We start from the raw sequence: 12,847 nt of genomic DNA, 5'->3' as shown, positions 1-12,847 counted from the left end.
TCAGGCACGGATGCGCGGGTCAACAAGAATCTGGGCGATATCGACGCAGAGATTCACCAATACGAACCCGATGCCGAGCAGCAGGGTGATCGCCGCGATGGCGGGGAAATCATTGGCAGGAATGGCCTGCGCCAGATAGGAGCCCATGCCGGGCCAGCTGAACACCTGTTCCACCACGATATCGCTGGCGATCAGCACGCCGAACTGAAGTCCCAGCATCGACAAGGTGGGGTTGAGACTGTTGCGGAAGCTGTGTCTCACAATCACTTCGGAGCGGGTCAGGCCCTTGGCGAACGCGGTGCGGGTGTAGGGCACCGAGAAGCTGTCCAGGAGCCCGCCGCGCAGCACGCGGCCGACGGCGACAGCCGATGTCAGCGCGATACAGGTGGCAGGCAGCGCGAGGTGCAGCACTGCATCCCACCAGATGTCGAATCGGCCCATCAGCAAAGCGTCGAGGGTGACGAATCCGGTGTAGCCATTCGCTGCGGGCCCGAACGAGGTGCGGCCGTTACCGGGCAACACGCCGAGCTGATTGGAGAATAACAGGATGGCCAGCAGACCGAGCAGGAACGCCGGGGCGGACCCGAGCGCAGTCAGCGCACCGCGAACCAGTCCGCCGATCTTCCAGCGGGCCGCGCCGGTGTAGGCCATCACGACGGCCAGGACGATCATGATCAGCATCGAGGTGACCAGCAGCTCCACGGTGGCGGGCAGGCGCATCATCAGATCGGCGCCCACTGACGCGTTGGTCCGCGTGGAGGTGCCGAAGTCGCCTCGCGCCACGTTGGCCAGGTAGCTGACGTACTGCTCCCAGATGGGCCGGTCGAGACCGAGTCGCGCGGCCGTGGCCTGCTGCGCAGCTTCGGAGGCTTGCGGCCCGAGCAGCACCCGCACCGGGTTCACGGGGGAGAAGTTCTGAAGAACAAACAGCAGCGCGGTGAGCGCGAGTAGCACGAATACCAGTGCCAGCACACGATTGGCGATGAGTTTGACCATGGCTCATCGCCTCCCGAGGATGTCACGCAGGCCGTCGCCGGCAAGGTTGGCCGAATAGGCCAGAACGAACACCATCAGCGCCGGCATCACCGGAATCCACCACCTGTTCAGTAGATAGCTCATCCCCTGGGCGGCCATGGCGCCAAGCTCAGGACTTGGTTCCGGGGAGCCCAGGCCCAGGAACGACAGCCCGGCCAGCGTGGTGAACACCATGCCGATGTCCAGGCTGATCGCCACCACCACGGGCGGAATGGCGCCCGGCAGCACATGCCGCAGCACCACACCCACCCGGCCGGTGCCGCTGGCGGTGGCCGCTTCGACGTGCGGCCGGGCCAGCATTGCGCGCACCTCGCCGCGGACGATGCGCGCGTACAAGGGCCACCACACGACTGCGACGGCGAAGAGTGTGATCTCGAACGAGCGGCCGAATGCGCTGGCAACCGCGATCGCCAATACAGGCGCGGGCAACGAGAGGAACAGATCGGTGAAGCGCATCAGAATCGAGTCGATGATGCCACCCGCTGCTCCGGCCACTGCACCGATCACCGTCCCAACCAGCACACTGGCCACGATGACCACCACGGCCGCGATCAGACTGAGCTGAGCAGCGGCCATGATGCGCGCGAACACGTCGCGACCCACGGCGTCGGTGCCGGCGAAATGCTCGACGCTGGGTGCCAGGAACGCCGCGCCGACGGGTTCGGTGGGGTCGACGGGCCCCAGCAGGTTGTACCCCAGCACGAAGATCACCACTGCGGCGAACACACTCATCAGGAAGAGGTCGCGGGTGTTGTGTTTCTGGCGGACAAGCGAACTCACCCGGCTGCGCGGGACGGCAGCGGTGATGTCGGTCATCGGAGTTCCTCCTCCCGAGCCGGTGTGGCGCCCGGTATCGCCGCGAGCAGGGCTGCGGTGTAGGGATCGCTGGGGGAGTGCAGCACCTCCACTGTTGTTCCACGCTCTACCACCGCGCCGTTACGCAGGATCACGATGTCGTCGGCGATGAAGCGGGCGGCCGCCAGGTCGTGGGTGACGAAGACCAAACCGAGGTTGTACTCGCGGCGCAGATTACCCAGCAGGTTCAGCACATTGGCGGCCAGTGAGACGTCCAGTGCGCTGGTCGGCTCGTCGGCCAGCAGTACGCGGGGCGGCACCACCACCGCGCGGGCGAGCGCGGCGCGTTGGGCCTGCCCGCCGGACAGCGCCCGTGGCTTCTTCGCCGCCATCGACTCTTCCAGTCCGACCACGTTCAATGCGCGCCTGATCTCGGTGTCCCATTGAGCTCGTGGCACACGAGCGTTGCGTAGGCGTTCTCGTAGCAGGGTGCCCACCGACATCCACGGCGTCAACGAAGCTGCCGCGTCCTGGAAGACCACCTGGCTGGTCCCCTCGCGGGTGACCGTGCCCGAGGTCGGTGTCAGGGATCCGGCCATGATCCGCAGCAGGGTCGATTTCCCGGAGCCGCTCTCGCCGACGATGGCGACAGATTGGCCGGCGTCGACGCGCAGGGACACGGCGTCCAACGCGGCTTGAGCGCGCCCGCGGTAACGCAGAGTCACGTTGTCAGCGCTGATGTGTCCTGACGGCGTCGTCGACGACTGCTGCGGCCACTGCACGGCGGTCCCCCTGCCGGATGGAAGCGGACGGGTGCGGTTAGTCTGCAGCGTCAACCGGGAGCCCAGTAGAGATTTCGTGTAGTCGTGTTGTGGAGCAGTGAGAACATCACGGGCCGAGCCGGTTTCGACGATCTCACCGTGCCGCATCACGACAATTCGGTCGGCGATCTCAGCGGCGACCCCCAGATCGTGGGTGATGAACAGGAAGGAGCACCCTTGCGTCTCCCGCAGGCGCAGTAGCAGTTTCAGGATCTGGTCTTGCACCGTGACGTCGAGGGCGGTGGTGGGCTCGTCGGCAATCACCAGGGCCGGATCGCGGGCAATGGCCATCGCCATCATGGCCCGCTGGCGTTGCCCGCCGGAGAGCTCGTGCGGATAGGCGTCCGGGCGGGACACGATGGCCTCGAGCCCCACAGCTTCCAGCAACCGGCATACAGCCGACTTGTCGCCGGCAGCCTCGGCGATCTGGCGGTGCACCTTCATGGTCGGATTCAGCGACGACATCGGGTCTTGGAACACAACGCCGAGCGCGCCGGCACGGACCTGTCGGCGCTCGGCGTCGCGGGCAGCCACCATGTCCGTTCCCGCGACCGCGGCGCGGCCGGCGACGTGAGGGTCCGCTGATTCGGGAAGCAGGCCCATCAAAGTGGCGCCCAGGACCGACTTTCCGGACCCGGATTCCCCGACCAGCGCCACGATCTCGCGCGGGGCGATGTTCAGTGTGATGCCGTGCAGAACTTCGTTCCCGCTGAGGCTGACCCGAAGCCCATGCACCTCACACGCCGCATTGTCAAGTTCCATCACGATGCCTACCCGGTGGGTTGTAGCGACGCCAGCCGGATTGCTGAGACCGCGTTGTATTCGTGCTCGACGCCGGTGATGCCGGGTCGGGTGACGATCACTTCAGGACGGTCGGTGAATGGGATGTAGAGTCCGCTGGCTGCGTAGATGTCGGCGGCCTGCTGATAGAACGGCAAAGCGGCGTCGATGTCGCGCGCGTTGCGGCCTTGATCCAGCAGCGAGTCGGCCTTGCTGACCTCCTGCGGCTGGAAATAGCTCAGCCCGCCGTCGTGGGCATAGAACAGCCGGGGAAATGGATCCGGGTGCGCTGCATCAGATGAGATACCGCCCACCAAGAGCATGTCCGGCCGCTGCTCCGGCGAGGTGGGGTATTCAAAGCTCTCTGGCTGGGTGATTGCCCGTGAGGTGGCGTTTAGACCAGCGGCCTGCAACTGCGCCTGCAGCAATTGCCCTACCTGCTGGTTGTCGGCGTCGTCGGACAGGTAGGCGATGTCGATGGTCTTGTCCGCGTCGCTGAGGGTCGACACGAACGCCGAGGCGCGCTGGGGATCATGCTGCAGGCTGAAGCGACCGGTTCCCTCGGGCAGCATGCCGGGCATGAGGATCTCATCGGCCACCTCGGCGTACTCGCCGTAGACCTGCTCGACGATGACGTCCCGGTCGATTGCCGCGGCGATGGCCTTGCGGCCGTCGGAAGTTTTGAAGGCGGGGGTGTCGGGGTTGAGGAAGATGGTGGCCCGGTTGAAGGTGGGCTCGGTAGTGATGGCAAACCCTTTGTCCTGCAGCCGGGTCAGGTCAGCGGTAGGCACGCCGTGGGTGAGGACGTCGAGGTTGCCGTTCTCCAGCTGCAGCACCTGGGAGGTGAAGCTGGGGTCGATGGAAATGCGCACCTTGGGGAAACCGGGCTTGTCGCCCCAGTAGCCTTCGTAGGCGGTCAGGTCGTACCCACCGGAGGAGAAGCTGGAGATTTCGTAGGGGCCGGTGCCGGCGGAGTGCGTCGACAGCCATTCCTGTGCCATGTCGCCGTTGGTCTCGTGTTCTTTGACTGCGGTCGGGCTGAGGATCTTCTGGCCGTACGCGGAGGCAAGGAACGGGATGAATTCGCTGCTTGGTTGGGTGAGGTTGATCTTCACGGTGAGTGGATCCACCACGTCCACCGAGTCGAACGCGAACAGCGATTGGGCTGGTCCGGCGTTAATTGCTTTGCGTCGTTCGAAGCTGAACTTGACCGCTTCGGCGTCGAGTGGGGTGCCGTCATGGAAGGTCACGCCTTCGCGGAGCTCGAAGGTGTAGGACAGGCCGTCGTCGGATTCGGTGTAGCTCTCGGCGAGCCACGGTTCGATGTCGGGGCTTTCAGCGTTCGGGGTGTGCCGCAGCAGACCTTCGTAGGCGGCCATGGTGACGTTGAGTCCCTCGGCCTGGAAGAAGACATCCGGGTCGGGTACCTGCATGTCGAAACTGAACGGGACGCGCAGGGTGTCGCCGGGCGCGGCCGAGCCGCCCCCTTGGTTGCCTGCGCCGCAGCCGGCCAGAAGTAGGGCTCCTGCCGCCAGCAAACTGACAACGGGTTTGCCGATGCGCATGATTGTGTCCTTTCGGCTCGACGAGTTCGGTGCTTAGATGCCGCGGAGTTGTCCGCCGCTGACATTGAGGGTGGTGCCGCTGATCCAGTCGCCGCCGCTGCCGAGCAGATAGCAAACCGCCTCGGCTATCGGCTCCGCCCCGCCCGGACCCAGCGGGAAAGTGGCGCGTAGATGTTCTTCCTCGGCCGATGTCATGGGAGTGCCGGTGGTGCCCGTCGCGCCGGGAGTTATTGCGTTGCAGAGGATCCCGTCGGCCTCCAGCTGCGAAGCCAGCCCGACGGTCAGGCCCAACATTCCGGCTTTGGCCGCCGCGTAAGCCGGGGAATAGCGGTCACTGCCCAGCCGGGCGGCCAGCGAACTGATCATGACGATTCGCCCACGCTTCTGCGCCCGCATCGCCGGTAGCACTGCCTGAGTGCACCACCACGCGCCGCTCAGGTTGACGTCGATGAGGCGACGCCAATGGTCCTCGGTGATCTCCCACGCCAACCCGGGGGGAGCGTCGATACCCGCGTTGTTCACCAGCGCGTCGATACCGCCGAGCGTGTCCTGAGCGGTGGCGGCAAGCGTCTGCGCCGAGGCGGGGTCGGAGATGTCGACCCAGGTGGTGCTCAACAGATCCGAAGCGGGGAGACGCTTGACGCGATCCTCATCGATATCGGCTGCAAGGACCCGGCATCCCGATTCAATGAGGCGACTTGTGATAGCTCGACCGATGCCGCCGGCTGCCCCGGTTACCACCACTCGTTGCGTCATGCTGCCTTGGTCAAGCATCGTGCCGCTCACCTCTCGCCCGTTGATCGGTTTCGAGAACCCTCCACCACCAACCAGCGTTTGTCAAATGTGATTAACGTGCGCCTGACATGCTAGTTGTATTGCGTCGCTGGCAAGCCTCTGCCGATCTGGTGATGCTCGGGTAACGTTGTTCACAGTTGGCGGTGCAAGGGAGATGCGATGCGAAATCGAGAAGGCGCGCTGCTGGCGCTGCTCAACGAGATGTCGTCGCTTGAGGGGCCTATCGGCACCCGCTTCGCACGGCAAGCACTGGAGCGCGCGGGAATCGTCACCAGCGAGTCCTCGGTGTCACGCTTGTTACGCGAGCTCGATGAGCGTGGCTGGACGGTTCCCGTTGGCACCAAGGGTCGCGTGTTATCCGCCGCCGGGCGGGAACGCGCTCGGGAAGCCGCCTTTTCAGCGCGGGCGTCGGCCAGCCTGCAGCGCGCGGTGGACATCAAGGACATGCGCGACCTGCTCGATCTGCTCCATGCCCGCCAGGTGGTCGAGAGTGCGATTGCCGCATCAGCCGCTCAATCGGCCACTCCCGACCAAATCGATGCACTGCGAGTCCATCTCGCAGAACATCGGTCGGCGGTGGGGAGCGCGGCGATGTCGAGCCAGCCTGGCCTGATGTTTCACCGGTGCGTCGCCTCCATGACCACTAACCGGATGTTCAACACATTGGCCGGGGTGGTCCTGGCGCCACAGCTCAACGGCGTGGAAGCCGTGCTTGACATTATTTTGGGCTCCAAGCGCCAGAACGAGACAGTGATCGAGGAGCACCAAAAGATCCTGCTGGCAATCGAATCCGGTAATCCGATGCGGGCTGAGGCGGCGATGCGTGAGCACTTCGACACGATGATGCGCTCGGCGGAAAAATTCATCGACGGAAACGAGTTGGTGTTCGAACGGCTGCTCGTCTGGATGGACAACGGACAGCCGGGTCTACGTAATGGCGAGCGTCTGTCAGATTTGACGGACTAACGCCACGCTAACTAGCCTGGCGCGCATCAATACGCCGACACGCCAGCGAGGCCTCACAATGACTCACGGATCCATGACCCCCGCCGCCATCCTGGACCGACCATCCGAGCCGAAATACCAAGACGCCTATCGGTTCTGGCAGGGTATTCCGTCGGTGGAGCGCACTGCCGGTGGCCGGCTGTACGCCGACTGGTATTCCGGAATGACCACCGAGACAGGCGGCAACTTCGTCGTCGTCACCATTAGCGACGACGACGGAGCCACGTGGGAATCGCCACGCTTCATCGTCGCCCACCCCGATCCGGGAGTTCGCGTCTACTACCCTTGTCTGTGGCGTGACCCTCAGGACCGCCTGTGGCTGACCTGGAACCAGAGTTACGACTTCTACGACGGCCGAGTGGGCGCATGGTTCGCGATCTCGTCCAACCCGGACGACGAGCAGCCCACCTGGTCAGAACCGCGCCGCATCGGCAACGGCTTGATGGCCAACAAGCCGACCGTGCTGTCATCGGGGGAGTGGCTGTTCCCGACCGCACTGTGGTCGGTACATCCACCCACTGAAGATCACGGTCTGCAGAACGAGATGTTCTCCAATGTCTACGTCTCCACCGACTCGGGGCAGACGTTCACACTGCGCGGCGGCGCTGACGTGCCCAACCGGCAATTCGATGAGCACATGGTGGTCGAAAAGCAAGACGGGACAGTGTGGATGCTGGTCCGTTGCTACGACGGCATCGGCGAGAGTATCTCGACTGACGGCGGCCGCACCTGGGGGCCGGGCCGGCGTAGTCACATCGACGGGCCGTGCTCGCGATTCCACATCCGCCGGCTGCCGTCGGGTCGTCTGCTTATGCTCAATCACAATGGTTTTGCCGAACGCAGCGACCGCGACGACATCGATGGGCAGGGCAATGTGAAGGCGTGGAAAGGACGCAGCCACCTGACCGCCTTATTGAGTGACGACGACGGCGCAACCTGGCCTCACAAGCTGCTCCTCGATGAACGCGATGACGTATCCTACCCTGACGCCGCAATTGCTGACGGCGGCTCGATTTTCGCCGTCTACGACCACGATCGCTTTGGCGACCGGGCCATCTACGGTGCCAGGTTCACCGAGGAGGACATCCTTGCCGGGGAACTGGTCAACCCGTCGTCTGCTCTGCGATTGCTGGTCAACCGAGCCGGGGCGCTTCCCGAGCCCGCGTGAGAATCAACCTGTCCGGCAAAGTGGCCCTAGTCACCGGCGGAAACAGCGGGCTCGGTTCGGCCACCGTCCGAACCCTCGCCGAATGCGGTGCCGCGGTCGCCATCAACTATGTCGCCGCCGAAGCCTCGGCGCTCGAACTGGCCGAGGAGGTCGGCGGAGGGGCGTTTTTCGGTGATGTGTCAGTTCCGGCCGATGTTGACACCATGGTGCAAGCGGTGGTCGCGGCGCTGGGACCGATCGACATTCTGGTGAACAATGCCGGTATCGGTCTCGATGCTGAACTCGTCGGCACCAGCACCGAAGACTGGGACCGGGTTACCGACGTCAACCTCAAGGGGCAATTCTTGTGCGGACGGGCTGTGGCCGCGCACATGATGGAGTCTGTTGTTGCGGCCCCGCGGAAGATCATCAATGTCGCCTCCGAGCTGGGCCTCGGAGGGCGTGAGCGGGCCAGTGCGTACGTCGCATCCAAGGCGGGGGTGATCGGCCTCACCAAGTCATGGGCAAAAGAGTTGGCGCCATGTGACATTCATGTGAATGCCGTCGCGCCCGGGCCGTTCGACACGCCGATGCTGGGCGAGTATGACCGGAGTCCGGATTACCTCGCAACCGTTCCGGCCGGGCGGCTGGGCGATCCACGAGAGCTGGGTGCGGTGGTCGCCTTCCTGGCCTCGAAGTATGGGGATTTCTTCATCGGGCAAGTCCTGAGTCCCAATGGGGGTGTGCAGATCTAGGCTCGCTGTGTGCGCGCCGTCATGTCGACTCGGTGTGCCGATCATGCTCGCCGCGTCGCTTGTCGGCGGCAGCTGAATACTGACCAGAGCGCGGCAAGGTGGGTTCTAGTCAACGTCGCAACACCGACGGACCGCTTGACGCTAGCAGGGCGGCAAAAAGATCCGCGGGACAACGGTCTCGGAGGACCTGTCGGGGACGTTGGTTGAGTTCGTCCTCGATTGCCAGCAGGTCGTGACGCCCTTGGGGAAGTAGTCGCGCAGCCGGCCGCGGCACGGATGCTCCACCCCCGAGCCCGCACTGCATGATCCGCCGACGCTTGGCCGACAGCGGACGACGCCCCGGCTTCACCCGACGACGTGATGTCAACACAACCTCCAGAATGTAGGGAAGTGTTGCGACGACGCCTAGAAACCACCCCGTCGCTTCTGGCCTACTTTTCGACCGTCGTCAACAGGGGTTCCTGGGCGATGCTTTGGGTTTATCGTCTCAAGAGGACGACGGCGTCGGCGCGCGTCAGGAGAAGCGAGGACCGGCCGAGCTTGGCCGGTGATGCCCTTCTCGGCCCAACTCTGCGGGCTGAAGGGGACTACATGCCACGCCGTTGGTCGGCACTAAAGGATTGCGGTCCTTCTGCCGTGGTGTTCGTTTAGCTAACTGACCCAAGAAGTGAACAAACCGCACAAACGTGCGGTTTTGGGTTTTGCCACTTGGATGGAGGAATTCGCTACTGCCACGTCGGTGAGAGGGCGTGGGAAACGCGTCGCCCGGGCAACTGTCAGTTGTCACGCTGCTTAAGAGCTGACAACTGTCACCACCGACCGCCGTTTACCGCGGCGCCATGGCTGTACCGGATGAGGGACAGAAGCCGTTTCAGCGAATCAGTGTCCGGCGTCTGACTTCACACGCCGTCGAAACTCGCGGAAGTTGTGCAACATGAGCCAGAGCCCGATCGCCCAGAACCCAAGTTGAGCGGCGAGGCCCACACGCATCGGTTCCGTCAAACCCGCTCGTGTTCCAGCTGCGCTAACGAAGGCAACGCCGCAGATGGCGAGAAACGAGCCGGTGAAACCGCCGCTGTTCACCAAACCGGTTGCCAAGCTGGAGGTTCGGTTTGCATATGCCGGTCGGAGGAACTTGAACGCCACCACTCCGCACGGCGCGCAGGCACCGGTGATGAGGGCGGTTGCAACCACCAGCCAGTTCGGCGTTGTACGCGTAGACAGGGCTGACAACCAGAAGACAATGCATACGATGCTGACGGAGACGCATATGAGGAAACCTCGATTTGGCCATCTAAATATGGCTACTGCGATTGTCAGGCCCGCGGCGATTCCCGCGACCGATACGAAGCTGATGACAGTACCGGCGCCACTGGGAGTGAAGCCGCAAGAAAGAAGGAAAGGCATACCCCAATACAGCAGGAAACCCGTGGTGGGAAATGTCATGGTGAAATGAGTCCAGTATCCGAGTCGTACCCCCGGGTCTCGCCACAGAGCTCTCACGGGAAGCTGTGCTTCAACGTAGTCGCTTGGCGGTGCCTCACGGATGGCGATGAACGCAGCGAATGCTGCAAATACACCAACGCCTGACGCCATGAGGAAAGCCGGTGACCAGGTCCAGGTTTGAAGCAAGAGCAGAAAGGGGGCGGCTGCCGCCGCAGCACCGATCTGCCCAAGAGCGCCGGTCAGCTGGGCGAGCAACGTGGCTTTAGGCGCAGGGAGCCTCAGTATGACCAGTCGCAGCACGCTGACGAAGGCCACAGAATCGCCCACACTGACCAAGATGCGGGAGGCACAAGCGGTCACTAGGTCATTGCTCAACGCCAGTACAAGCTGACCCGAAGCGATGGCAAACGCTCCAATAGTGAGAGTTCGTCGAGCGCCGAACCGATCGAGCATCGACCCGGCCGGCAGTTGCAATACGGCGTAAACGAGGAGTTGTGTTACGGGTAGGAGGCTGAGTGCGGCAATTGATACGCCATAGCGATGCGCGGCGGCCTCGAGTGACACTCCAATGGTCGAGCGTTGGGCTACCGCTGCGGCGTAGATCATGCTGCCCACCAGCCAGATGACAAGTGGGGTGGGTAGTCCGCGGCGGGCGGGGAGTGGTTTCACGGCGCCCGGCCGCCCGCGGCGATTGGAGAACCGGCAGCTGGTGAAATCGGGTCCTCCATGTCTAATCGGGTGTCTCACGCCCAGGCGCCGAACCGGCAAATAGGGCGATGGGTAGGTGGCGTCGCGCCTGGTAGACGGCCTGTGCGGTTGCTCGTTCACTCCGTCTGGGCAAACTCCGGCCCGCAAAATAGTGGAAACCCTCGCGCAAACGAAAAATACGTCTATAAATGAATACTCTCGTACAGGTCGACCCCACCCGGCTGGGGTGTCTGGCCGAGGGTGAACGTCGTTGCTGGAAGCGCGCCGAATCTCATTCGCAGATAGACTAGTTGGACGTAAAACGCCCCTGCGCACTCGGTTTGCGCCATGGCAAAGGCGCCGCATATTCATACAGTAACATACATTGACGTACAGTGTCGTCCATGTCACGATGGCCTGTGTGCCTATGCCCGATGGCGTACTCGAGTACCCGTGGCCGCGCCCCAGCGCGTGTCCACGGTTGGGGGTCATATCAGCCACCGACGGCGCTGGTTTGCGCGATTCCGTTGCTCCCGAGCGGATCCGGTGCGGCCGGCGCTCTGCCTGACAATGCGAACAATGCGAGACGGGTGGCGGGTGGTGATGCGCCGAAGCGCTAACGTCTTCGCGTCGAACTTGGGAGTCCCGTTCGTACCAAAAGATCTGATCCTGCGAACCACAACAACTTCCGGGGAGTCGGAGCCAACCCAGCGCTGTGCCCACGGGCATCCGTTGGCCCACTACGCCCACCCACACCTATCACCGTTCGGCCTGACCGTCGCGATCTTGCGTACGAGTCACGGGGCCTGCCGCGACATGCACTTCGCAATACACAGGTGTTCGCCCATCGCCACTGCAACTCGAGAAGGAATCCACAATGGCCGCTGTCAGCTACCGCAACGCCCAACGCGTATATCCAAACTCTTCTGATCCCGCTGTCGAGGACCTGTGCCTTGAGGTGAATGATGGCGAGTTCATGGTTCTGGTAGGTCCGAGCGGATGCGGAAAGACGACATCTCTGCGGATGCTGGCGGGGTTGGAGCCAGTGACTTCGGGGGAGATCCACATCGGTGATCGAGAAGTGACGCACCTTGCGCCCCGTGATCGTGACATTGCGATGGTGTTCCAGAACTATGCGCTGTACCCCCATATGACCGTTGCGGAAAACATGGGTTTCGCGTTGAAGATGGCGAGGCAATCCAAAGAGGAGCGTCTGTCCCGGGTTCGTGAAGCCGCGGAGTTGCTCGGACTGTCCGACCTCCTGGAGCGCAAACCGCGCAACTTGTCCGGCGGCCAGCGTCAACGCGTGGCGATGGGCAGAGCGATCGTGCGTCAGCCTCAGGTCTTCTGCATGGACGAGCCACTGTCGAATCTCGACGCCAAGCTTCGAGTCTCGACCCGGAGTCAGATAGCCGAACTGCAGCAACGGTTGGGCGTCACAACTGTGTACGTGACTCACGATCAAGTTGAAGCAATGACGATGGGTAGTCGTGTCGCGGTGATGAAGGACGGCCGGCTTCAACAGGTCGACGATCCGCTCAGCATCTACAACCGACCTGCGAACCTGTTCGTGGCCGGTTTCATCGGCTCACCGGCGATAAATCTCATTGAAGCCCGCATCACAGAGTCGGTGGCGCACGTAGGGCCCCTACGGATCGGGCTTCCTCGTGCCGTCGCGGCCGCTGCCGGTGACAAGGCGGTCCTGGGAATCCGGCCGGAAGCCTGGCGCCCCGCCGGCGCCGACGAACCTCACCTCGAACTTCAAGTGTCGCTGGTGGAAGAGCTTGGCGCGGAGGCATTTGTCTACGGTCGCTGTCGCGACACCGGAAACGACAATCAACTGGTGGTCCGCGTGGACCATGGCCGCCATGCCTCGAAAGGCGGACGGGTGCGCATCACAGTCGATCCGGACAAAGTTCACGTTTTCGAGCGGGATTCCGGGGCGCGGCTAGGGGGATGAACCCCTGCCGAACACGACTGTGCCAATTCGTATATATACGTACCTAGTAGTCCACT

At 63.3% G+C, this 12,847-nt stretch carries 10 protein-coding genes; 4 read left to right on the top strand and 6 right to left on the bottom strand.

The features are described 5' to 3' along the window. Genes NL241_RS32845 through NL241_RS32825 form a run of 5 tightly spaced genes read right to left on the bottom strand, consistent with a single transcriptional unit; the run spans position 1 to position 5,752 of the window. The gene (locus NL241_RS32845; protein WP_494396200.1) at positions 1-996 is read right to left on the bottom strand and encodes an ABC transporter permease; all 996 of its coding nucleotides are present in this window, start codon (positions 994-996) and stop codon (positions 1-3) included. 3 nt (positions 997-999) lie between these two features. Beyond that, on the bottom strand, positions 1,000-1,851 hold the full coding sequence (locus tag NL241_RS32840) for an ABC transporter permease (protein WP_494396199.1): 852 nt from the start codon (positions 1,849-1,851) through the stop codon (positions 1,000-1,002). Next, positions 1,848-3,413 (bottom strand): ATP-binding cassette domain-containing protein, encoded by a 1,566-nt coding sequence (locus tag NL241_RS32835; RefSeq protein WP_494396198.1) that lies wholly within the window; start codon positions 3,411-3,413, stop codon positions 1,848-1,850. Before NL241_RS32835 ends, NL241_RS32840 begins: the two co-directional genes overlap by 4 nt. A gap of 8 nt (positions 3,414-3,421) precedes the next feature. Continuing rightward, a complete protein-coding gene (locus NL241_RS32830; protein WP_494396197.1) occupies positions 3,422-4,996 on the bottom strand; it encodes an ABC transporter substrate-binding protein in 1,575 nt (524 codons plus the stop codon). 33 nt (positions 4,997-5,029) lie between these two features. Continuing rightward, positions 5,030-5,752: an SDR family NAD(P)-dependent oxidoreductase gene (locus tag NL241_RS32825; RefSeq protein ID WP_494396196.1), complete on the bottom strand. Its 723-nt coding sequence runs from the start codon at positions 5,750-5,752 to the stop codon at positions 5,030-5,032. A gap of 198 nt (positions 5,753-5,950) precedes the next feature. Here NL241_RS32825 and NL241_RS32820 point away from each other — a divergent pair, with 198 nt between their 5' ends. The 3 genes from NL241_RS32820 to NL241_RS32810 all read left to right on the top strand — a co-directional run bounded on the left by NL241_RS32820 (position 5,951) and on the right by NL241_RS32810 (position 8,698). Beyond that, positions 5,951-6,757, top strand: coding sequence for a FadR/GntR family transcriptional regulator (locus NL241_RS32820; protein WP_494396195.1), 807 nt, complete (start codon positions 5,951-5,953; stop codon positions 6,755-6,757). 73 nt (positions 6,758-6,830) lie between these two features. Continuing rightward, positions 6,831-7,964 carry a sialidase family protein gene (locus tag NL241_RS32815; protein WP_494396194.1) on the top strand — a complete coding sequence of 378 codons (1,134 nt, stop codon included), beginning with the start codon at positions 6,831-6,833 and terminating at the stop codon, positions 7,962-7,964. Then, complete coding sequence (locus tag NL241_RS32810; RefSeq protein WP_494396193.1) at positions 7,961-8,698, top strand: SDR family NAD(P)-dependent oxidoreductase; 738 nt, start codon at positions 7,961-7,963, stop codon at positions 8,696-8,698. Before NL241_RS32815 ends, NL241_RS32810 begins: the two co-directional genes overlap by 4 nt. An 879-nt stretch (positions 8,699-9,577) precedes the next feature. Here the strand turns inward: NL241_RS32810 and NL241_RS32805 are convergent. Beyond that, complete coding sequence (locus tag NL241_RS32805) at positions 9,578-10,750, bottom strand: MFS transporter (RefSeq protein WP_494398438.1); 1,173 nt, start codon at positions 10,748-10,750, stop codon at positions 9,578-9,580. A gap of 958 nt (positions 10,751-11,708) precedes the next feature. Between NL241_RS32805 and NL241_RS32800 the strand changes: the two genes are divergently transcribed. After that, the gene (locus NL241_RS32800) at positions 11,709-12,791 is read left to right on the top strand and encodes an ABC transporter ATP-binding protein (RefSeq protein WP_494396192.1); all 1,083 of its coding nucleotides are present in this window, start codon (positions 11,709-11,711) and stop codon (positions 12,789-12,791) included. Positions 12,792-12,847 lie beyond the last annotated feature (56 nt).

The organism is Mycolicibacterium sp. SMGY-1XX (assembly GCF_059132455.1).
The sequence above is the reverse complement of the archived record's forward strand: the minus strand, read 5'-3'. Positions and strand labels throughout refer to the sequence as shown.